The sequence below is a fragment of the Spirosoma radiotolerans genome, from assembly GCF_000974425.1.
GTDB lineage: Bacteria > Bacteroidota > Bacteroidia > Cytophagales > Spirosomataceae > Spirosoma > Spirosoma radiotolerans.
Genome location: NZ_CP010429.1, coordinates 2,242,541 through 2,263,808, shown reverse-complemented (window position 1 = coordinate 2,263,808; position 21,268 = coordinate 2,242,541). Strand labels below are relative to the sequence as shown.

Annotated in this window: 28 protein-coding genes; 4 read left to right on the top strand and 24 right to left on the bottom strand. The window is 50.8% G+C overall.

What is annotated here, in order from left to right; genetic code table 11:
- Position 1: 1 nt before the first annotated feature.
- From SD10_RS09090 to SD10_RS08985, 24 genes are all read right to left on the bottom strand, one after another.
- Positions 2 to 3,739 carry a hypothetical protein gene (locus SD10_RS09090; protein WP_046573515.1) on the bottom strand — a complete coding sequence of 1,246 codons (3,738 nt, stop codon included), beginning with the start codon at positions 3,737 to 3,739 and terminating at the stop codon, positions 2 to 4.
- A 102-nt stretch (positions 3,740 to 3,841) separates the two neighbouring features.
- The gene (locus SD10_RS28695) at positions 3,842 to 4,378 is read right to left on the bottom strand and encodes an SHOCT domain-containing protein (protein WP_052731139.1); all 537 of its coding nucleotides are present in this window, start codon (positions 4,376 to 4,378) and stop codon (positions 3,842 to 3,844) included.
- Between the two features lie 166 nt (positions 4,379 to 4,544).
- Positions 4,545 to 5,006 (bottom strand): hypothetical protein, encoded by a 462-nt coding sequence (locus SD10_RS09080; protein ID WP_046573514.1) that lies wholly within the window; start codon positions 5,004 to 5,006, stop codon positions 4,545 to 4,547.
- A gap of 448 nt (positions 5,007 to 5,454) precedes the next feature.
- The gene (locus tag SD10_RS09075) at positions 5,455 to 6,225 is read right to left on the bottom strand and encodes a hypothetical protein (protein WP_046573513.1); all 771 of its coding nucleotides are present in this window, start codon (positions 6,223 to 6,225) and stop codon (positions 5,455 to 5,457) included.
- Positions 6,206 to 6,997, bottom strand: coding sequence for a type I phosphoribosyltransferase (locus SD10_RS09070; protein ID WP_046573512.1), 792 nt, complete (start codon positions 6,995 to 6,997; stop codon positions 6,206 to 6,208). The genes SD10_RS09075 and SD10_RS09070 overlap by 20 nt, the downstream gene beginning before the upstream one ends.
- Positions 6,966 to 7,307 (bottom strand): hypothetical protein, encoded by a 342-nt coding sequence (locus SD10_RS09065; protein ID WP_046573511.1) that lies wholly within the window; start codon positions 7,305 to 7,307, stop codon positions 6,966 to 6,968. The genes SD10_RS09070 and SD10_RS09065 overlap by 32 nt, the downstream gene beginning before the upstream one ends.
- Positions 7,308 to 7,322: 15 nt before the next feature.
- Positions 7,323 to 7,640 (bottom strand): LytR/AlgR family response regulator transcription factor, encoded by a 318-nt coding sequence (locus SD10_RS09060; RefSeq protein WP_052731138.1) that lies wholly within the window; start codon positions 7,638 to 7,640, stop codon positions 7,323 to 7,325.
- The gene (locus SD10_RS09055) at positions 7,637 to 8,209 is read right to left on the bottom strand and encodes a hypothetical protein (RefSeq protein ID WP_046573510.1); all 573 of its coding nucleotides are present in this window, start codon (positions 8,207 to 8,209) and stop codon (positions 7,637 to 7,639) included. The genes SD10_RS09060 and SD10_RS09055 overlap by 4 nt, the downstream gene beginning before the upstream one ends.
- A gap of 8 nt (positions 8,210 to 8,217) precedes the next feature.
- The gene (locus tag SD10_RS09050; protein WP_046573509.1) at positions 8,218 to 8,403 is read right to left on the bottom strand and encodes a hypothetical protein; all 186 of its coding nucleotides are present in this window, start codon (positions 8,401 to 8,403) and stop codon (positions 8,218 to 8,220) included.
- On the bottom strand, positions 8,400 to 8,831 hold the full coding sequence (locus SD10_RS09045) for a hypothetical protein (RefSeq protein ID WP_046573508.1): 432 nt from the start codon (positions 8,829 to 8,831) through the stop codon (positions 8,400 to 8,402). The genes SD10_RS09050 and SD10_RS09045 overlap by 4 nt, the downstream gene beginning before the upstream one ends.
- A 26-nt stretch (positions 8,832 to 8,857) precedes the next feature.
- On the bottom strand, positions 8,858 to 9,916 hold the full coding sequence (locus SD10_RS09040) for a hypothetical protein (protein WP_046573507.1): 1,059 nt from the start codon (positions 9,914 to 9,916) through the stop codon (positions 8,858 to 8,860).
- Between the two features lie 103 nt (positions 9,917 to 10,019).
- Positions 10,020 to 10,364, bottom strand: a complete 345-nt coding sequence (locus SD10_RS09035) for a hypothetical protein (protein WP_046573506.1) — start codon at positions 10,362 to 10,364, stop codon at positions 10,020 to 10,022.
- Positions 10,365 to 10,449: 85 nt separating this feature from the next.
- The gene (locus SD10_RS09030; protein WP_046573505.1) at positions 10,450 to 11,484 is read right to left on the bottom strand and encodes a hypothetical protein; all 1,035 of its coding nucleotides are present in this window, start codon (positions 11,482 to 11,484) and stop codon (positions 10,450 to 10,452) included.
- Between the two features lie 103 nt (positions 11,485 to 11,587).
- Positions 11,588 to 12,478: a hypothetical protein gene (locus SD10_RS09025; protein ID WP_046573504.1), complete on the bottom strand. Its 891-nt coding sequence runs from the start codon at positions 12,476 to 12,478 to the stop codon at positions 11,588 to 11,590.
- A 46-nt stretch (positions 12,479 to 12,524) separates the two neighbouring features.
- Positions 12,525 to 13,151 (bottom strand): hypothetical protein, encoded by a 627-nt coding sequence (locus SD10_RS28690; RefSeq protein WP_052731137.1) that lies wholly within the window; start codon positions 13,149 to 13,151, stop codon positions 12,525 to 12,527.
- The gene (locus SD10_RS09020; protein ID WP_046573503.1) at positions 13,081 to 14,868 is read right to left on the bottom strand and encodes a hypothetical protein; all 1,788 of its coding nucleotides are present in this window, start codon (positions 14,866 to 14,868) and stop codon (positions 13,081 to 13,083) included. Before SD10_RS09020 ends, SD10_RS28690 begins: the two co-directional genes overlap by 71 nt.
- Entirely contained in the window at positions 14,792 to 15,043 is a 252-nt protein-coding gene (locus tag SD10_RS09015; protein WP_046573502.1) for a hypothetical protein, read from the bottom strand. Before SD10_RS09015 ends, SD10_RS09020 begins: the two co-directional genes overlap by 77 nt.
- A 6-nt stretch (positions 15,044 to 15,049) precedes the next feature.
- Positions 15,050 to 15,694 (bottom strand): hypothetical protein, encoded by a 645-nt coding sequence (locus tag SD10_RS09010; protein ID WP_148562411.1) that lies wholly within the window; start codon positions 15,692 to 15,694, stop codon positions 15,050 to 15,052.
- Between the two features lie 208 nt (positions 15,695 to 15,902).
- A complete protein-coding gene (locus tag SD10_RS09005) occupies positions 15,903 to 17,168 on the bottom strand; it encodes a PBSX family phage terminase large subunit (protein WP_046573500.1) in 1,266 nt (421 codons plus the stop codon).
- An 88-nt stretch (positions 17,169 to 17,256) separates the two neighbouring features.
- Positions 17,257 to 17,640: a hypothetical protein gene (locus SD10_RS09000; RefSeq protein ID WP_046573499.1), complete on the bottom strand. Its 384-nt coding sequence runs from the start codon at positions 17,638 to 17,640 to the stop codon at positions 17,257 to 17,259.
- 67 nt (positions 17,641 to 17,707) lie between these two features.
- Entirely contained in the window at positions 17,708 to 17,875 is a 168-nt protein-coding gene (locus tag SD10_RS29635; RefSeq protein ID WP_158500555.1) for a hypothetical protein, read from the bottom strand.
- A complete protein-coding gene (locus SD10_RS08995) occupies positions 17,872 to 18,309 on the bottom strand; it encodes a hypothetical protein (protein WP_046573498.1) in 438 nt (145 codons plus the stop codon). The genes SD10_RS29635 and SD10_RS08995 overlap by 4 nt, the downstream gene beginning before the upstream one ends.
- Positions 18,306 to 18,917 carry a terminase small subunit gene (locus SD10_RS28685; protein ID WP_052731136.1) on the bottom strand — a complete coding sequence of 204 codons (612 nt, stop codon included), beginning with the start codon at positions 18,915 to 18,917 and terminating at the stop codon, positions 18,306 to 18,308. Before SD10_RS28685 ends, SD10_RS08995 begins: the two co-directional genes overlap by 4 nt.
- 21 nt (positions 18,918 to 18,938) lie before the next feature.
- Positions 18,939 to 19,409, bottom strand: a complete 471-nt coding sequence (locus tag SD10_RS08985; RefSeq protein ID WP_148562410.1) for a hypothetical protein — start codon at positions 19,407 to 19,409, stop codon at positions 18,939 to 18,941.
- A 188-nt stretch (positions 19,410 to 19,597) separates the two neighbouring features.
- On the opposite strand from SD10_RS08985, the gene SD10_RS08980 reads away from it, so the two are divergent.
- Genes SD10_RS08980 through SD10_RS08965 form a run of 4 tightly spaced genes read left to right on the top strand, consistent with a single transcriptional unit; the run spans position 19,598 to position 21,233 of the window.
- On the top strand, positions 19,598 to 19,984 hold the full coding sequence (locus SD10_RS08980) for a GIY-YIG nuclease family protein (protein ID WP_046573496.1): 387 nt from the start codon (positions 19,598 to 19,600) through the stop codon (positions 19,982 to 19,984).
- A 38-nt stretch (positions 19,985 to 20,022) separates the two neighbouring features.
- Positions 20,023 to 20,322 (top strand): SH3 beta-barrel fold-containing protein, encoded by a 300-nt coding sequence (locus SD10_RS08975; protein WP_046573495.1) that lies wholly within the window; start codon positions 20,023 to 20,025, stop codon positions 20,320 to 20,322.
- A gap of 50 nt (positions 20,323 to 20,372) precedes the next feature.
- Positions 20,373 to 20,567 (top strand): hypothetical protein, encoded by a 195-nt coding sequence (locus SD10_RS08970; protein WP_046573494.1) that lies wholly within the window; start codon positions 20,373 to 20,375, stop codon positions 20,565 to 20,567.
- A 30-nt stretch (positions 20,568 to 20,597) separates the two neighbouring features.
- Positions 20,598 to 21,233, top strand: coding sequence for a hypothetical protein (locus SD10_RS08965; protein ID WP_046573493.1), 636 nt, complete (start codon positions 20,598 to 20,600; stop codon positions 21,231 to 21,233).
- Positions 21,234 to 21,268 lie beyond the last annotated feature (35 nt).

Below are 21,268 nucleotides of genomic sequence, written 5' to 3'. Positions count from 1 at the left end.
CTTACAGGCGGGTTTGCTTGTCGCGGTATTCAGTGTAGGAGTTTTTCTGCCGCATGCCGCGTCGGATGCTTTCCCAGTCGGTCCGCTCCTCGTAGACCGGCCGCTCGTCGAGGGCTTTGCCAAACGCATCGTACACGTCCTTTTTGGAGAGCGACGAGCCCGAACTACCGGCAAGCTGGTGAATGATCACCTGTTCGTTTAATCGGCCCTGTTGCAGACGGGTCGATGTCTGCTGAGTTTGATTAATGCCGTGAAGAACCTGAGCGACGGCCGAATCTTTGCCCATGCCCGAAAGGATGGCTGCTGTTTCAGAAGCTGTATAGACCGTATCGCCCCGTTTGGTATTGAATAGGGTCGGCTTATCGAAGAGTTGAGCGTTACCTTCTCTGTCGACAAACAACTCGGCTCCAGCCTCCCCGGCAAGTGCCCGGCCTTCGTAGGCGTCAGTAGATCGCTTACCAGTTTTGTAGGCAGGCATTGGCGTTCCAAGGACAATTCCGGCCTGAACGGCTCCCAGTACGCCTATCGCTATAGCCAACGGAATGCCCAGCGGTCCACCTTCGGCGAGAGTTTTGACAACCGCAACGGCTGTTGATATTCCAATATTGAAAAGTGCCTGTGCGCGATTTTGCCTATCCTGCTTACGCTTTAACTCTGCGCTTTCCCGGTCGAACTTTTTCTCAATGGCGGCTTTAGCGTCGGCGTTATCGCCAGCGAGTTGTAGTTCATAATCCTTTCTTTTTTCGAGTTCGGATAGTTGATTCTGGGTTTTTTGCTGCTCAATCGAAAAGATGCCATTAACCGAAGTAGTTGCAATCTCAATGGCCAGATCAGCTAGTTTCTGTTGTTGCTCCCTGAGTAGAGCACCGTTCTTTTTCTTAGTCTCCGTCTCCTCGTTTGACTTATCAATTGCATTTTTTGCGACCGCATCATCCAGTTTCTTTTTGTCGTCGGCCGCATCCTTATCGCGCTGTTTTTCGAGTTCTCGAATCTTGTTGTTTGCCTCCTCTATTTCGGTTGGCGTCAGTGTGGCATGTGCCTTATAATCCTCCAGTTGTTGAATTTTATCATTAATCAAAGCGTCGCTTTCCTGACGATCTTTCGCGTATGCGTCCTGAGTCGCCTGTAAAACTTCCTGTAGTTGAGCGATCTTGAGGTCGTGGAGCTTTTTTTGCCCGTCGTATTGCGATAGCTTACCGCTAGCCATATCTACCTCTACCGAGCCGGACTTTTTGGCGTAGCTCTCATTTATGGCGTTTACCTGATCTTCGTGAGCCTTCGCGGTCGCCAGATCAATTTCTTTAAGCGCATCGGTCGTTTCTTTGATCTGTTTTTTCCAGGCTTTATCGGCTATATCGGCCCGCTCTTTGTAATAGACCCGGTCAACATTGAGCAAATCGGCATCAATCTCCTTAACCAGTTTACTATTAGCCTGTCCGGCATCAATCAGTATTTGCTTTTGCTCATTCAGGGAGGCCATCATAATGCCTCGCCGACGCTCATTAAAGTCAGTATCTGAGATTGTACCATCCTCCTTGTCGCGCGACAGCCCGGCGATTGCCTTGTCGGCGTCGGTCTTGCTGCTTTCGAGATTGAGCTTAAGAAGATCCCGCTTGTAGTCCCGTTCAGCATCTATGCGCTGACGGTTTAATTTGATTCGTTCGGTAAGTGCCTCCTTACCCGTACCCTTGACTAGCTTCAACTCAGCGTCAATTCCCTCTTTAATCAGGGCTAACTTTTGAGATAGGTACGCCTGCTCTGAAACCAGGCCGTCTTCGTGCTGCTGATTGAGGGCTGCTAACTTTTCGTCACGGAGCACCTTTTGATAGGCTATTTCCTGTTGGCGGGCCTTTTCGCGCTCCTGTTCCTCTTTTTTGAGATCGGACTCGCTTTTGGGTAATGGTTTGCCCGGCACGGCATCCGGTATTTTGCCCGGCTTAGATGCGGGCGCGGTTGATGGCCCCATCCATAGGGTTTGCAGTCGGTCGGCGGCTCTTTTGACATCTCTTTCCAGGTTGGCGAATGTGGCACTAGCGTCAATCTTAAATTTGGCCCCGAAGAAATTAGCAACCTCTTTGGCTTTGTTCAGTAAAATATTAAGCCCGCCAACCGTTAGTTGTATAGCCGTTACACATCCAATGACCACAGAAGCGGCCCCCTTGAATGCAACACCGATTACTAACCCAAAGGCTTTTATAAGGCCAACGGTTTCGTATAAATCGTATACACTTTTGACTAAGCCCCATATTTCCTTGACGGCATCGACAACAGCATCGGACACTAACCCAAAGGCTTCACGAACAGGTAAAAGCCCGTTCCATACCGCAATGGCAACATCAATGAACGTACTCAACAGGGCGATAATGACAGCAAACCCTTCCTTAAGTCCAGTTCCGACCGTCACTTTCAATTTGTCGAGATTGTCGCCCAAATTGGACATCTGACCGCTCAGCGTTTGCGATATTTTCTCGGTCATACCCATGACGTTGGGTAATTTCCCAAAGGCTTCGACGGCGCTCAGCACACCGGCTTCGGTGCGATCAACGACCTTCGTGACGCCATTGAACGTAAGTGACACCTTATTACCCGCCGTCTGGGCCTTAATGCCGATCTCATTCCAGCGATCTGTACTGTTGATGTCATTGATAGCCTCAACCAACTGACCAAACGGTTTGCCGGTTGCGTTGGCTACATCGGCGATTCGCTTGAGCGATTCTTCGCCTGGCCGTAGTCCACGACTGGCTAATTTGATATAGGCATCAGTTAGCTCATCTACGGAAAAGTTGGTTTTTGCCGCAAAGTCCTGGATCAGCTTAAAGGCCGCTCCTCCCGCTTCCATACTACCTAATGATTGATCAAGGATTGTGCGGTATTTTTCAAACTTGGCCGTTACGTCAAGTATCTCTTTGCCTAGCCCTATAGCCGCTCCGCCCGCTGCGGCCGCAACGACACCCCAAACCCCCAAGCCAGATACCGCCCCCTCAATGCCGCCCGTTGCCAGATTCCGGAAGGCTTCGGTATAATTTCCCACATTTCGGGTGTGTACACCCATGTCGGCGTCCATCGCTTTTAATGCCTTGTCGTTCTTTTGAATTGTGGCTAACAGGGCGACGGCTGCAGCATTGTTTTTGTTGATTGAATTTGTATTGGCATCAAAAGCGTCTGGCATCGCTTTTAGCGTTGCTCGTAAGGTTATGGTTTCTTTGGAGAGTTTGTTGTAGGAGCCTTCGGCCAGATCAAGCACCTTTTTAGCATCCTGGAGAGACTTGCTTTGTGCGTCAATTGCCCGCGTTACTGTCTTTATTTCGTTTGTGACAGCTTTTTGCTGCTTCGCATAGTCCTTCGACTTGTCGTCGAGGCTACCGAGTTTTTGATAAAGCGATGCCAGCTTCCCTGTTAGCTCATTGACGATTTGAGCATTCAGGCGCTGGGCCTCAGTAAGATTTTGCTGGTTTTGACGAGCGGCTTGCAGTTCCTTACCTGACTGAGCAATAAGACTAATATGCTCAGTCAGTTTCTTGTCGGCATTATCGGCCGTCACCGTAATGGCTCCTAAACCCGTCTTGTAATCGGCTAGCGCTTTTAGGTTTGACTCAATGGACGCTTCGGCCCGGCCAAGCCAAGAAATCATGCCTTGCGCGAGCGACGCGACGTCGCCTTCAATTGCCTTTGTCGTTGCCCCTACACGTGCCTGCCAGCCGTCGAAGTCGAAAATATCCCTGTCCGAAAGGATTGCCATAACTCTACATCATTTGTGGTGATGCAGTCAAGCCGTGCCATAGGTGTCGGGTATGAAGATACAAAAAGCCCGGCTATAAGGGCCGGGCTGTATTTTAATGAGCTATTTTAACATTTGCCATTCGATGATATGACCGTCATCGCCACTTATTGTAGCATCTGCCCTTTGTGGCACGACACCGCCAAACGAGTTCGTTCCTCGAAAAGTTGTTATAACATATATGGTAGACCCATCATCACGGAATCGCGTTTCAACATGCTCGTAGCTGTCTGGGTTTTTCATTGCCGACTTTACCGCTTTTTCTAATTGTGGATGTGAACCGTCATACGCCGAAAACAAACTCTCTACGTGTTCTCTGCGGGCTTCCTTTGGATCTTTCGGCTTATCCGGCGTTTTTGTACCAAATAGACTCTGTAAGCCAATAGCTAAAAAACCGATAGCCGCAAAAACGGCGATGAAGGACAGACAGCCACTCATTTTCGATTTGGGTGCGTTTTGCTTTACAGGACGAGGCTGCTGTGATTGATTTGCACTATGAAGAATGATATATTTTTGAGCATCAAACTCTGATTGGCTTATTGCGCCCTGTGCAAGTAAATTGGATAATCTTTCAAGCTTGGAAAGTTGATCTTCGTTCATGGTGCGAGTTTTTCCACCAAAGAAAAGTAAACCTAATGTCTACTTAATATTTGTTTACTAAACGCGCAGGGGCTTACTAAGCCAACAAAAAGAGGCCGAGCATCATGCTCGGCCTCTTTATATTCGTTGAAATAAAATAAGCCCCACCGTTGTTGTGGGGCTTATTTTATTCATCTACTATCTCCGCTTCGTTACTGTCTGAGCGGCTTTGTGTTGACTTTTTATTGTTATTCCGACCCAGATAGTAACTGAGTACGCTTGTTCCAACCCATCCAATGCCTTTTAAGACACTTGTTACCAAATCTTTTTCGCCAATATGCAAGCAGTACAATACAAACCCCATAAGGAGAATCACAAAAAAAGCGGCAATTCCAGAAATTAGTAGAAGGTCTTTTCTATCCTGTGCAGGCTTCGTTTTAAGGTATTCAGCCTGATGCTTTAAGGAAGCGTGTGCATAGGATGAATTTGCTTCTATCTCCTTTTCTCTAATTCTTGTTTGACTGGCTTCATTTTGTACTTCCAGCTTGCGTGTCTCCAACCATTGTTGAACCATCGCTGGGTCAACTTGCTGAGGAGGTTGTGCTGCCTGAGGCTGAGGGCGATTTGGCTGATTGTAGTTGTTTCCCATTCAATCAAAGTCTACTTAAATTCTACCTTGATCGAGCCATAACCAGAAGAGCCTAATTTGGGGGGGATAATTTTTGAACTTTTTATGGAAGATGGGTTTGTCCTAGCGAGCTTAACAAACTGCCCCGCAGACATATTCTTGCTCATTTTAGGTGTGATCGTTTTCATCTCCTTGTTGTTTAAATTGCTTGGCTTACTCCTTAACTACGCGTTGTAATATTGTATAGTCAAAATTTTGACTGTATAGCATTACAACGCTACAAAGAAACATAAAAGTACCGTTTACTGTTCTCTCTAAACTAAATATTTTGGACTATACCGTTAATTTGGCGGGCTTTAGATTTATGATTTTTTGAATTATTTCAATATTTACAGAGGGCTGCATATAATATGTACGTGCGCGCGCTCGAATGCTATTTCAAATATCTAGAAATGTATTATTGAGCAAATTAGGACCGGTGTAGTGTCGCGTAATTTTCGTCGGAGACTGCAAACTCGCCTGTCGTCAATACATCACCCTCGTTACTGTTAGCTTTATACGCCTGGGCAAAAGCGTAAGGCTGGCCATTGATCAGCAGTGTATCATGTTCCATCATGGAGACAATGGCCCGGTGTCCGTTGCGATCATATTCGGGCGTCTGAAACGTGACAATCTGCCGAGGCTCGCTGTACAAATGCCGGGTTTTACCCGTCGTCGCGCTCCGATACGTCTGTTTATTGATTTCGGGCTCCTCATTCTTGACAGCCAGGCGAATACGGAACTGCTGGTAAAAATCGTCGGGAAGGTATTTATACCGAAGATTCTGGAGCCGGTCGCCGTTTCGAAACTTCACGACAGCAGTCAGGCCCGAGGCTTTATCGACGCTCGTTAACCAGCAATACTGACTCGTTAATGTGCCGAGCTTGAGCCGGACAAATCCCTCAACGACTGCCGGCACCGTAAACGAGCCGTACACATGCGAGCCACCCGGAAAGACAATCGTTGAGAGACTTTGCGCGACGACGTGCGAGCCGCCCTTTTCATCGAGCAGGGCAATCGCTCCGGCCGGAGCCGAGTTATCGGTTGCATTCAGATAAAACGAGATCGTTTCGCCCGGTACCAGCCACACGACGGGCGACATAACTTCCGGCTCCCTCACAAACGGACGAGGCAGAGCCGGCACAAACTGGCTTTCTCCGGCTGGGTACCAGATCAGAAAATTACTGTCGTTTAGGGGCATGGGGCGTTGGGGTTGGTTTTTGTGCTTCGTGACGCTTCTGAAGTACGTCAATCCATCCGTAGTATTCGAACAAGGTTATCGATTTCGGGTCGGCTACTCCGCATTCGGTCAATATTGCATACATGGCAAACTGAGCCGTTTTTAGCTGCGATAAGACATCGTTTTCGCCCCCAAAATCAAGTACCTCCTGCGTTGACAGTATATCAATGATAGCTTTGTCAAGTTTTCGCTTAGTTTCCTCATTTGGGTCAATAAAATGGTCTACCATTGCCTCGCCATACGCTTTGTAGCGCGTCAGGTTGTTCCACTTTTTACCCTTCTCTATCCGACCAGGGTAGAGCCGCTTAACTTCGGCCTCCATCTCGGCTTTTAACTGATTAAGCGATTCGGCAATTTGGTTGGACGTCAATCCATTTTCTTTAAGATGGTCCAGTCGCTCAATCAATGCATTCTCCCTATGACCAACAACCCGGCCACCATTGATGGCGTAAACGTAGCAGCACCACTCTAATTCAAGTGGCATGAAGTTAATACTAAGCAGGTGTTCAGCAATTCGATAGTTGGATTGCTCTTTATAGAGATCGCCTTTTCGGTCGTAGCGCTCTAAGAGATCAATCCGCTCCTTCTTTTCTTCCAATTCTTCTTGACTGGTCGCTAGCCCGCTCTGCATAGTAGCATATTGGCGGGCCTCCAGTTCGATGTGGACGGGAAACTCTTCGATTGAATCGTAAAGGGTAACTTCAAGGTTGGGCGAAATTGTTAGAGTCTGCATTGTTTTGGTTATCGTCTTTGCTTTTAATTGGATAGTTGTCCAACCAATAGTTTACAACCCATTCTAACTCATCCTCAGTTATCTTTTGGGATTCATAATCTTCCCTGTATTTTGTGAGGTATCCGTTCATAGTATCCACTGGATCGCTAAGGGAATACAATCGCTTGAACTTATTTCTCACAGAGATGGCGCTTCTAAGCTCAAGAATAACGCTTCTTATAAATTCCTCTCGTATAAATATGTTAGACTCATTTAAACGGGACGAAATTTCATTGATTAAATCTTGAATTCTGTTTGGTGGCTCTTCCATGTTTTACATTATAGGTTAACATAGCTGGTTAGAAATCAGAGTAACCCGTCTCCGGGAAACGGGCAGAGTACGACCGCCGGAGAGGAAAATACTGGCATCGCGATACTTACCAAGGGAAACGCCTGTAATGTGTCTCGGATTGACGAGCGTCGCTTTGTGGATTCGAACAAAGTCGGTTAACTGGCCTTCCATTACCTTCAGACAATACGAAACCAGAACCGGGCCACGGTCGACAAAGTGAATCCGGGAGTAATTACCCTCGCCGGCCAGATATTCGATCCGCGATACGGCAATCTGCCGACGTACCCCGTTTTCGACAAATGCGATGGTCATGGTAGAGGGTTGGTTTCGATGGTCATTACTGTCAGCTGGAGCGAAAAACAGGCGTAGGGCCAGCGGTCGTACTTTCGATCCATATCACTTACGACAAACGGCTTGAATACGTCGCTGATCGACCCGTCGTTGTAGTCGCCAATTGCTATGACACAGCGTACTGTTTCGAGTACCCGCTTCAGTTCGATCTTGATCGGCTCGGGAAAACCGCTGTTATCGTCATAACCGGGCAGTTTAGCCAGATTGACCCAGCCGTACAGGGTGACAGCACGTCTCGCCCGGTTGATGTGGTTTTGCGAGTGGCCGAAGGGAGCCGCCTGATTGTACTCGTTTTTCTCGGCGTCTTTCGAGGCAAAGAAAATAACCGATTTGTAAAGATCACTCGGCCGACAGTCCAGATACTCGCCGTTGCCGACGTGGACCATCGGTTTAGGCTGTGGTCGATCCTGACCGGCGAGCTTTTCAGCATGCAGGGCGACCCGGCCCTGTACGATGTCGGTCCAGGTGAGGGTAACCAGCTTATCGCGTACGCGGTTGAGGGCTTCAGTCAGGGTGCGCGGTTCGTTCACGTAAGTACCTACTTTAAGTGTGAGTCTTCTGGAATTAGGGAGTCGCTTTCTGGATCGTACCGATAGACAAAGGTTTGCGAGTTGCCTCCTTTGAGAACCTGCACCTCGACAGTCTTTATTTCCTTTGTTTCTTCGTAGACTCTCCGGGCATCGTTTAGCCCGATTATCTTTTGCGTTGCATGGTCGGCGATCATAAAAGTGCTTGTTTAAACTTGTCCTGCAAGGTTGGCCGCATGCGGTTTTCTAACTCCCCCCGATTGGCGACCGTTAGTCCGAATATACCCTCACCCGAACGCTTAATCAAAAACGGAGCCTTTGGGTCAGTACTCGAAATCTCGGTACCGCCCGTCGTCCGCTTGGCAAACGTACCGGCGTAGAAGCCGCCTTTTCGTTTAAAATCAACATGGTCAGTCTGCAAACCCTCTTTCTTTCGGGCTTTGACCGTGCCGGGCTTATAAAACGGTTTGATGTCGTTACCCTCCGAGGTCTTGCCTGCTTCGAGCTGCGACAGGTTCAATTCGACGATGTCGTCGTCGTGTTCGTCGATGGTCTCGGCGACAACCTGCTCAATGTTGACCCGGTAGAACGGAGCCATGAAGAATTCGACTATTTCAGCGACCATTGATTTTTCTTAGTACGGTATGAAAATTAAATACTACCCCACGTTATGTCATCGGATTCGTTGACATCAATCGCGGCCGAGGCTTCGGCCTGCATACCCTTGACCAGCGACGCGATGGCCCGATCTAACAGGATAGGCACCCGGTTGGCATTCTCTTTGTCAACCATAGCGAATAAGGCCCCTTCCCTAGCATCCTCAGTTTCTGGATTCTTTCTTGTCGTGTAGGCGATCTTTTCCAGAAACGACATAGCCATCTGCTGACGAAGGGCAGGCAGTAACCGGGCTGGATTGTCGACCAATCGTCCCGATACATCCCCCTCGGCCGATACGACGAGATTTAGTCCGTAGTTGGTGTCGCTGGTGATCGTGGTCACGCCATTACTGACTACCACGGAGCTAACCGAAACGTAGCTGCTGAGGCAACCGTTTTGACAACTCTGACAGTTTGATTTAGGCTTTGGCCAACTCGTCAGCGTGTTTTTGGCCGAGTTACCCACGCCCAGACTCGTTTCGCTGTAGGTCAGCAAATAGCTGTAGCCGGTCCGTAGCTGTAAGCCCAGATCCTGCCACTGACCAGGTGTCGTTACTACGATGGTTTTGGCCTCGCCCGTCTCGATGCAGGTCAGCGACAGACTAAAGCCCTGGGCAAAGGAGCCGGTAAACTGCAACCGGTCGAGCGAGACGGTCACGTCCGTACGCAACGGCTCCAGCAGGAGCCCCACAACCCGGCCCAGTGGCACGATCATTGGCGGAGCCGATACAATACCCTTAAACAAGACCGAAGGGCTCAACAGGCGGGCGTTGAGGCCGACTTCAGCGAACCGGGTGTCGAGCGTGGTGAGCAGCGTCCGGATAGCGTCGTCGCGGGTCTGGGTCAGGTAGTCGTCGAAACTAGCTAGGCGTTGGGGCGCCGTCGCAAACAACGTCGGTAGCTGCAGGAGTTCGTGACACTGATCGACGGTGATGCCGGTCGAGGTAGCTTTCAGGGGTTCACCGATGTCGTTGCCCTCCTCACCGGGCTCTAATTCATTGGCCCGAAAGCCGATCATCGGCCGGAGTTTTTCGAGTAATTGGGTTGTCAGCATGGGGCTTTGTGTTAAGAAAAAAGCCTGCCAGCGTCGGCACGGTACGCCGCTGCGGGGCAGGCTTTTTAAAGCAACAGTATGAAACAGTAAAACAGTAGCTAGGTTAGTACGGCGTCGACTTTAGCGATAGGATCTTGAGCGAATCACTATTGACGACGCCGACAATTCGGATGCCGGCGACCGGCCCTCGCCACACGGCCCGCTGCGAATGGCCGTCGATGATTGCGGCCGTGCCTCCGGTATACCCCTTCGTGCTGATAAAGACCGTGCCTTTTTTGTACACGTAGGCTACTTTGTTGATCGAGTCCTGAACCTCGATGGCGTTGGTTGAATAAATGATCTTGTTGGCCGTGGGCAACAGCGTTTGTGCGTTCGCGTCGCTTGTGGCTGCAAAGGAAATCGCAAAGAAAAATACAAAGAGAATTGCAAAGGCTTTTACTGCTTTCATGGTCAATGTTTGAGAGTTTGAGAGTTGTAAGAACCTGCCGAGGTAAATCAGCAGGTCCTTACGCCTAAAGAGTGAAAGAATGAGACTAAACCGCGTCGGCCAGAATCTTAACGATTGGCGACTTGCCAGCCTCCGACGAGTAGGCTTTCACTGGAGCCACGTCAACAGCCAACTGCCACGAATCCGTGTAAGCGCGTTCCAGGCCGGGCAGGATCGCCGATTTGTCCTGACCACCGCCGAGGTAGCGGAAACCGAACGTCAGGCTGAACTGCTCACCGCCGAGCGCCGTAAATTCGAGCGTCATGGTGTCGTAAAACTCGCCACCGTCGTACGAGCCGCGACCGCCTGGTTTGCGGCAATCGTATTCGACCCAGTCCACCATCGCCACCGAGCCGGTCGGAATGGCGTAGTAAGCCTCTTTCGAGCCGCCTGGGTTGATGTTAGGCGAGTAGCCGAACTCATAGTTGTTGATGAGTTTTTGCAGGTTCTGCTGGTTAGCCTGACCGTAGGTTGACACGTTCGTCAGGTTGGCCAGAGCCTCCACGTTCGACAGCATGTGGTAAGGCCCCTGTAACATCAATTTCCGCATAACAGCGGGCAAGTTGATCCACAAATCCTTCTGGGTCGTCTGGTAGGCACCGCCCGAAATGCCCATCAGGGAGGAGGCAGGCAGGGCCGAGTATTTACCAAGCTCGGTAAAGGTGGTAAAGTCAGCATCCATCGCCAGCAACACGTCGCGAATACCCTGCTCCAACTGATTAGCCAGATCGGCCGAGGCCGAGATGTAGTTATCGGCGTTGATAGCCTCCGTTACCCCAACGTCAAAGCGGTACGTTTTCCAGTTTAGACCCACTTTGGCCGAGGTGCTGCCCATCGGCGCGTGCGTCAGCGAGCGGGTATCGTAGATCGTCGTCTGCTGACGGTTCAGCACGGCGATGTTTTGCGTCCGGCGCGCGGAGGCCCGGTTTTTCTTGATCGTCGCGGCATCGATCAGATTCTCGCCGTACTTGGTAAATGCGCCGACAACCCCTAAATCGGGGCGACGCTTCTCAAACTGTTGAAATCTGTCCGTTGCCATTAAAACGGCATTTTCGAGGACGGTTCCGGCTATTGCGGCCATAATGGTAATTCAGTGAAAATTGTGAGAGGATGTGCCTTGCTGTGCGTCTCTCTGTTTCACTATAGCCCGCTGATCGTCTTTAACCAGCGGGCAAATTCTTTTACTACTGTTTGACGTACCCGTCGTCAGTTTTTACGTAGCCAGCGGCTATATGCGCCTTTTCGTAGGCTTCTTTCCACCTGGCGGTACCGACGCCCAGCCCTTTTTCGGCTAGCTTCGTGCGGATCTCTTCGGTCGTTGCGCCAAGGTAGTCGGCACCGCCACCACCTTGACCGCCATCGTCGTTACCCGAACCGGCACCACCTGCCGAGCGACCGGCTGGCACTAACTTAGCGGCAAAGTCGCGGGCGAAAATGGCTTCAGCCGTCATTGGCTCGCCCCCTTCGGTCTGCGCTTCGCCTTTTTTGTTTGTAAACACGAACCGGCCTTTGTCGTCAATCGTCGTCGTGTAGCGGGCGTTAAAGATGTCGGTCGCGTCCTCAATCTCCCGTTTCTGGTAAGCTGATTTCTCGTTGTCCTTCTTAACGTGGCTCGGAACAGCAAACTTCAACTTGTTGACGGCTCCTTTGATCTCGCCGTCGATTTTAACTCTGGCCAGTTCCTGCTTTTCATTCTGACGCTCCGTCTTTAGAGCCTCCAACTCTTTTTGTAAACCCTTGTACAGCGCCGACTCGGTATCGTCGGTTTTTTCCAGGTACTTGAGTTTAGCTGATAATCGGTCTAAATACGCGTGACCCGATTCGCCGTCTAACTTTTTGACGCCTGAGATTTTCTCAAGTTTCGCCTCGTACCCCTCATGCGTTTGACGCGTTGCTAATTTGATGGCTGGTTCCGAAAGTTTGGCGTACTCTTTCAACTGTTCTTCCGGCGTCGTCACAATCATTTTTTTGCCCTCGGTCAGATGCTTGGTAAAGCCGGGTTCATATTTCTCGAATACCTTTGCCTGTAATCCGGCGTTGGCCTCAATTGCGGCCAAAATTTCGTCCTCGTCCATTGCCTTGTCTAGTGCGTTAGTTTACCGGAAACTACAAACCCGATTGCTATTCAGCAACCGAGTCGGTCTGGCCGGGCTTGTGCCACACCTCAACCGAGATACCTTCGCGGGCAAATCCGGGCTTCTTTGGGTCGCCATGATTGAGCCGGTCAAAGTCCTCCTGACTGTAGATCGCGATCTCATTCAGGTTACGGGCAGGCACTGTAATTTTGTCGCCCTCCTCGGTTTCCCTTTTGTAAGTCTGCCGAACGACGATGCCGTTCAGGGCTTCCTTTTCCAGCGGAAACTGACGGTCCTTGTCCTTTTTGAGATAGATTTTCTCCTTAAACGGACTAGGCGTCGTGTCGATGATTGTCGAGGCTTCTTTGGCAACTTTGGCCTCGACCGTCTCGGTCTTTTTAAAGACACCGGCAACGAGCTTGATCACGTCGTCAATCGACATGTCGGGATTATCCTTCCGGATGGCCGCGACGGCGCGGGCGATGCGCGTTTCTTCCGACTCACCATTGGCCGTGGCTTCGGCTTTAGCGGCCTCTTCGGGCGACTTAGTCGTCTCCGTGCCTGCATTGGCGTCGGCATTCTGACCGGCAATCTCTTTGGCTTTATCGGCCGAAATTTCCTTTGCCGCCGTCTGGGCTTGGGACTTCTGGGACTTCTCTCCTTGATTTTCCATCTTGAACGTATTGGTATAAAACTTCGGTGATACTCTGAATTCGGGCTGGCAGGCTGAGGGCCTTACCAAATGTTTCAAGACCGATGTTCTCGGCCTCAAAGCGGGCAATGTACTGGCTGAAGTTTGCTTTTAACTCCCAGGCATCGGACCCAGCGGGAACGACCATGAGCGGCTGATCCGGATAGGGCTCCAGCATTGACAGCAGTTCGAGCCGCGTGGCCATCGCTTCGTTAGAGCCAGCGAGCAGTTTGTCGATCCGCTGCCGGCGCAATGCTATCTGATACATGGGCAGGTTTGCTTTGCGGGCCGCGTCGTAATCGGTAATGGCCTGACCAGGCGACAAAAGATGAAACTCAGTCCCGTAATCGACAGCCAGCGACAGAAACGAGGGGCCGTACCGAAGGGATAAAACCACATACAGACTTTCGTAGTGCGTCCGCTGGATCTGACCCGCCCAGAAACCGACAATCGACTTACGAACCTCCTGACGAGCGGCTACCTGGTCAGTATTGACAGCCTCCGTGCCTTTATCAACCTCGTTGATGTCACCGGTCAGGTACTCTGTAACGCGGGTTTCGATGTCTTCCAGCTTCTCCGTGTTGTAATCGAGTAGCTCACGTTCGGGGTTAATAAAACTGGCTGGGTTGCTCAGATCGGCCGACATATTGTCGACCGGCGCGGGCGTTTCGATGTGTGAACCGGGTCCGATGGGCTTTTTCTTCTCACAAACCGGGCAACGGCCGAGTTTATACGTGTAATTGCCCTCCTCGTCGGGCTCTTTACTGCGAATCGTTACGTACCCATTGTTACACTGCTCGCCGGTTCCCGGTACTTCGTAATTGCAACGGGTTTTGTAGGATCGGAAAATCGGCCAGGATGCGTACAGGTCGGCGTGTTGCTTGAAGACGGTTCCGACGACCAGATCGTCTAACTCGCTGAAAATTGCATGCAGGGGCGACTGAATGCGAATCGGCTGGTTTTCGTCTAAGCGATCATGCCACACCCAGCCAGCCGGGCACCGCTGTAAATCGTGGTAGTTGGTGAACTGAATGGCGGGCTGTGTCTCTCCGTCGCGGGTAATGGCTACCCGGTAGGATTCGTCGTCGATGACCGCCCAGCGTTTGGCGACTATCTTGCCCGATTCATCCTTTAGGGGCGTCATCGGGTAGATAACCGCTGTAATGTCGCCCCGACGATCCGTAAACAGGTCGTGTAATTTACCCACTTCGCGAAGCAGCAAAACCGGCTCGGCAAACCCTTCAGCGTTGACCTCGGCGGGCAGATCGACAATCCAGATAGCCGCTGAGGCACGCAAACACTGATTAAACAGGTTTTTGGTCAGCCAATCGTCGAATTTGATGCGGTCAAGAAACTCGGCGGCATCGGCTTTGAGGTTGTCGGAACTGAACTCGAAATCGACGTATTTATCCTCGGCGCCAAAGGCTTTCTGATACTCGTCGGCTCCCTTGTCAATGATGCGTGAGGAGGGCAGTGGGTAGTTGAGCAGCGCACAGAACTTGTCGAACTTCTCCTTGTTGTTGAGAATCTTTTCAACCCTGGCCTTTAAAACAGCCGCATACGGCCCGGCATCCTCTTCGGAGGTCGCCGGGCCGGTATGGAACCGTTGCCGATCATTATCGTCACTTGCCCTTTTTAACGCCTTCTGGTTTCGGGGCGTTAGTATCGATTGAATCGCTTGGCTGTCCGTGATCGGCATTGGTAGTGGGTTGGGATTCGGCTTCTGGCTCAGTTTCTACCAGATCGTCCGGGTCCGAGTAGTCGGTAAATCCGGTTACTTTCTGGTGAGCTAACATCCGCTCGGCCTGCTTTTGAGGAAATTCAACTTCTTTGCCCCGTAGTAAAAGGGTCTTTGCTGCTTCGTTGGCATCCATACTCGCTTACGGCGCGGGGTTGGTTAGTGTCGCGCCGACGAAAGCAAGTTCGAGGGTTTTCTTTGTAAATGACCAGCCGCCCTCCATCTCGAATTTGAACGAGTAGTCATCCGACGCACCCAGTCCGCCCATTTTGGGATCGAACAACCGAACGTTGAAAACTGGCATTGGCTTGGCACCCGTCAGAATCGTCAGGCCGTTACCTTCGTGCAGAAACAACACACCCACGCGCGCACCCTGTTGGAAATTACCCGATTTAGCTGTCAGCGAGCGGATAGCAGCCGCTTCAGCGTTGGAAATACCCGATATTTTGCCCGTTGCCACGGCGTGGGTAATGGAACGAAGACGGGGAACACCGTTGTAGGTCGTGTTATCGTTGCCGCCTTCCATGATGCCCTCAGTTTCAGCGACGTCGAACGCGTCAATGAAGCCTGTCACAACGTGGGTTTTATCGACCGTGGCTAGAAAAGCCGTCCAGAACGCGGAGGTGATGACCGTCGTTTCGGTAATGGCGGGCGTGTAGGCGTTCCACTGGGCTAGTTCAACAAACACTAACTTTATGATTGTGCCGGGTACCTGGTCGACGCCGGTATTGGGAATACCCTGCACACTGGCAGTCTGTTTCGAGGCTTCATACAAACGATTTGGCATTGCTATAAATAGAATATGGTGACGTGCTTGAGAGCAGTCGGCCCGAATCGCGGAGAGCGATTTTATAGCTATGTGTGTGCAGTTGGGCGAGTTTGAGGCTTGTCAGGTGAGAAAATCGGCGGGCGATGACTGGCCGTCGTTAACCAGTAATCGGGCCACCGTTGACACACACTAGCAAGGCAAACTGCGTATTGAAGATAGGGAGCCGCTACGTATGGTCAATAGCGCCACCGCCCCAGGGGTCCGTCAGTTCGGTATAGCGGAGGCCATCGAGCAGGTGATCATGTTTGCCGATGGGCTCGGTTGTCGTCTCCTTGTTGGCGTCAAGCTGCCAGCGGTACTCCTGATACTCGTAAGCCAGGTTCTTGCTGTCCTGCGTGTAATACCACTCACACCCCTGCATGGCCTTGATGCCAAAGCGAATACTGTCCGCCCCTTTACGGGCCGCAATGACGTTGAACCCCTTGCTGCGGAGAAACGAAATCGACTTTGGTTCGGCCGAATCGGCGACGATTGGCCGCGAACCCACTTTGAAAGCCCTGAGCCTGCGGACCAATTCCTCGTCGCTGATCCCCGTTTCGTAGATTAACTCTCTGGCATAACGCTTTCTATTGTGCCTCTTGACCTCCGATAAGCCCAGCGGATCGACACCAAAGCCGAAATCGAGCGCGTAGTACGAGCCGTAGGGCAGGCTGGCAAACTCGTCGTTGGTGATGGCTTTCCAGCCCCGGTAAATCCGCCCTTTGGCTCCCTCGCTAATCAGCCCACGGACCACTGTCCAGTACCAATCGGGGTCAGATACGCGGTAGCCCTCGAATTTCTCGACGGTGGATTTGGCTACATATTTGATATTGTCGTGATACGTCGAGAAAATGGAAAGGAAATTGTCCTTTACGTTCGCGTGAGCGATGTAGTAACCGGGTATTCGTGACTCGCGAAGGGTGTAATAGTCCTCAATGATCCAGTGATTTTTCTTCGGCGGGTTAAAAATCAGGAAGACGCGAAGGTCGGTTTTAACGGTCCGTAGTGAGTCATCAAGCTGGTTAAAGTCGTCGCGGGTCACCTCCTCGGCCTCCTCTAAAAAGATGTGCGTCGCACCCGCGATGGATTTCATCTTAGCGGTCTGAGCGCCCGATGACTTTTTAAACCCGCGACTCTGGAGCGTGTTGCCGGTGGGCAGGTGAACGATGGACATCTCGTTCGTATTGATCTTATAGTCCTTTCGGTTCAGCAGACCCAGCTCCTCTTTCTCGTCGATGCGGTCCATCATATCCCGCCACAGCGAGACGCGGATGTCGCCTTGTATATACCGCATCAGGTAGCCCCGGAAGTAGTCGGGCTGTGACAGGTAGAACAGCGCGTAGTCGGTCGCGGCAAACGAGCCGCCCCGCGAGCGGCCACCCCACAGGTGGATGTAGCGGACGGCCGGAGGCAGCGAGTAGAGCGGTTTATAAATCGGAGAGCAGCGGACCACTCTTTAATTTACGGCCAATAAGAGACTAGCCCGCCTACCCTACTAGATTCGGAATAAACGGACCATTCGTTAAATAGCTATTCGTAGATTATTTAAGCTCTGAGACTTTTCTAATCATGTCCACCATGATTAGTTGATACTCGTATCCATTCATTTTGCCAATTTCCTTCTCGCTCAACTCTTCCATTAACTCCGCTTGATATGCCTGTTCATATAGATTAAGCACTTTTTTGAGCGTTCCAGTCTGATTCATGGCAATAATAGACAGGTGCTCTCCGTCTTGGGCGTTCGTTAATCGATTATACAACGACGCAAATTCGCCTGGGTATTCTTTGTTGACATAGCGAATAATCTCCTTTGCTGGTACCGCCAGCGAGTTGTATAAGCTCGCATTCTCATAAAACTCAAGAGGTTGAGAGTTGACAAGTTTCTTAAACTGGACAAGTTGTTTAGGCGTGATAGTAAACGGCATGCTGATTTAGTTTTTAGTTTACTTGGTAAACGATGCCATCGATTAATTCTACCCAGTTGCGAATAACTCAAAAGGGTAAGTCTTCATCCAGCAACGAGATGTAATGCGTTCGCCTGGGCGGTTGCACCTTGGCCGCGTTGGGCCAGATGTCAATACGGGTAGACAGCGCGTGAGCCGTCAGGTTGAGGGCGACAGCTACCAGTGTGCTAGTCAGCGTGACGAGTAATAGTCTCATTTCCTCGATTGAGAATAACGAGCCTTTCGCGACTCGTCGGGTTTGATGTTACGGCCACGACGAGAGCCGGGCTGCTGATAGTTGCGAAATGGTACTAAGTCTTCAGCCTTGACGCGGCCGACGCTCATCGCCTGGTCGAGTTGCTGCCGAATCCGCTCCATGTCATCGGCTTTGATAGTGCCGATCTCCTCAAGGAAAGCGGTTGCCTTTTCTATAGGCATCGCGGCTAACTGACGAGCGAGCATTCTACCAATAGGACGAAACCCGGCGATTACCATAACGGCGCACTTTCGGTCTAACTCCTGACCCATTCGCTTAAGCAGGTGCATTCGTGCCTCGACAAGTGGATCATACGGCAATACGCCTACTTTAGCGCGTAGCTCCGCTTTTAACGCCCTGATCTTTTCGATACTTAATTCTGAGTCGTCTATCATTGTGCGTCCGGGTTTGAATAGTCATCATCGGGTGCAGGTACTTTGTGGCCCTCGGTCGTGTCGACGATGTACACCGTACTTTGCTGTTTGCTGTCGGTCTTGATCGGCCCGCCATTGGCTCCAGTATGCTCGTGTTTGCTGACGACCTTACCGCGTAGCTGCATAATCTTGAAAATGGCGTCTTTGGGGTCGTGTAACTCGAATGACATACCGTCCTTGCCATTGGTGATCTTTTTAATCAGGTGCATGTTGGCTTTGGCCTCCTCGGTATTGAAGTCGAATTTCAAGCCGCGACCGTACGGCTCGACAAAGGGAGCAATCGACCCGCGACCCATTGAGGTAAGTCGATAGATAGCCTCGGCGCTGGTCATCGACAGCGAATCCAGGTAATCGTCGATGGCTTTGCGAACCATAACATTTGATAACAATCGACTACCCTGCTCCTGTGCAGTCTTATCGGAGTAGCCGGCTGTTTTGGCCGCGCGCGTCGCGTTGAAATCAATACAGTACTCCTCGACAAAACGTCGCTGTTTGTCCGTCAGTCCATCGTACCAGGCTGGTACGGTTGTCTCTTCCTGCCCGTCAGTAGACGCTGTCTGATCTTCCATAGATATAAGGTAAGCCCGGTCTTACGCCCTCAGCGATTTTTGGTCCGTGACAATCCGGTAAAACGGTACGGTATAGACGTCCGGGTCTAAGCCAAGCTCGGTCGCCGTCGTGCTGAACGGCGCTACCGGAAAACTAATAATCTCACCCGGCCCGTTGCCGACGCTCCGCATGGCTTCGCGGACAAACTGTTTGGCGCAAATCGTACCCGAACAGATGCCGGACTTGAACCGGGTCGACGTATTGACCCAGTAACGACCCTGACCCGGTACGATATAGATGTAAATGGCCCGCTTGATGGTCACAAAGCCCACAAAGCAATTTGCCTGAATGCCCAATAGGTTTAACAGCCCTTTCGATAGGCCAATCGTGCCCCTGTCAAATCGGTACGTCAGCGTGGGCAATGATTCCCGGATAGGATTGGCTTGAACGCCAAAGAAATAGGGTTGATCGTCAGCGATCTCGTCAAAGAGGGCAGGTACGCTTGTTTTCATGGATTTATAGACGTGGGGGAATAAGTATGAAACAAAAATAACAAATGTTATTAAAATCTCATCCATAAATACCTGAATGATAAGCAATAGTGAACTAAGTCAGATAACAACAAAATTTTTATATAATATTTGTTATTGATTTTAATAACATTTGTTATATCTTTGTTGAGTCAATAAAGCAAATCAAAATGGAGACGAATCGTGCTAATAAGCCTCGCCCACTAATTACAGGCATCAAGCCTATTCGGTTGCCCCTTCCGATTCACTTAGACCTCTATAAGCTATGGTCGAGACGAATCGTGGCTAAAGGCATGGCCAACATTGGCTGCGGCCTGTACTATCTATTTAATGAGTCAGGGGAGCTGCAATACGTCGGACAAAGCGCTCACATCAAAGGCAGAATTATGACGCACCTCAAGCGCGCGGACATGGATTTTACCTACGTGACTATTTTAAAAGTCCGTGATGAGTCTCTCTGGGACAAGATAGAGCGCGAAGCAATTGAGCATTTTCTACCCCCTTTTAACAAGCGCTATAACGGCGGCTATCATTCGCGTCCGTCTGGACTCAAGTAATCAACAAAATCAGTCAATCGCTTAACAACTGCATTCACATGAAACGTCAATTAATGATCCTCGCCAATGCCCTCCGCAAACAGGGTTTTTCGCTCTCTCAGGCGCTCAAACGCGCGTGGGCAGTTATCCGGCTCAAAGCTGAAATGCTCGTCAAGCCCGTCTCCTTCTTTTACCGCAAAGACGACGGCTCCGAGCGGTTCGCGGTCGGCTACTACGGTTTGGCTCCGGCCGTAACGACAACAGACAGCAAACCCGGCTCCGTGCTGGCTATTCGCTATTACGATACGCTGGCAATGGGCTGGCGCTCGTTTCGGGCTGACCGACTAATCCTTGCTTAATCAATCCTAACCGGCCCGGCTCACACCGGGCCATAAATCAACCTTTCACAATGGACAACAATGGAGAACAGTCGGCTTTCCCGCTCGACATCAATGAAGGTATGCCACAATGGGGGCTCAGTAAGCGGGAATACTTCGCGGCTCAAGCACTTATGAAATTGTCAGATAAGTACGAATCGCCCTCGACAGTAGCAAAGCAAGCTGTAGAAATTGCCGATGCCCTAATCGAAGTCCTTAACAAGTAATCGTCTTTTCACCCTTTTATTTTTTCTCTCATGTCTACCACTAAAGCAGTACAAACCGCCGTCGCTGAAGGCAATCTCAAGTCGTACCAGAAAGTCCACGAACTGACGGGCGAAGTCGTCGATAAGTTCAAGTACCTCGAAGGGCACCCGCGCCAATACCGATTCGATGCCAAAGAGGGCGTTTTTAACATCAACGGCACGGAGAAGCTGGGCCGGACGCTCACCTTTCAGCCCATCGCGGGCCGGATTTTTACGGATAATATCCTCAACATGGGTACCAAGAACTGGGCGGAGTTATTCTTTATCGACGAGAAGAACTGTGTGTCGGCGGTACTCTTCCACGGCTACAGCGTGGATAACATCTTTCGGTTGATCGAGCCCCTGTATTATGATGACCTGACGCTCGCCGACGTGGTCATTACGGTTGTGGCTGAGAAGAAAGAGAATAACAACATTCAGCCCAAAGGCGTCTATTACATCGCTTCATTTACCTACAAGCTGGCTGACGTCGAGCGGAGCAAGGAATTGGGCGAATACGCACAGGATCGCCGGATTTACCGGATCGAGACACTAACCGACATCGCCAACAACAAATCGACCTTCAACTATTTCAATCCGTTTACCCCTCCTGCGGAAGAACCGGACCTGTTGCCCGCTGCTCAATAATCTCTCTCACCCGGCCGCTACTTCTCATCAGTAGC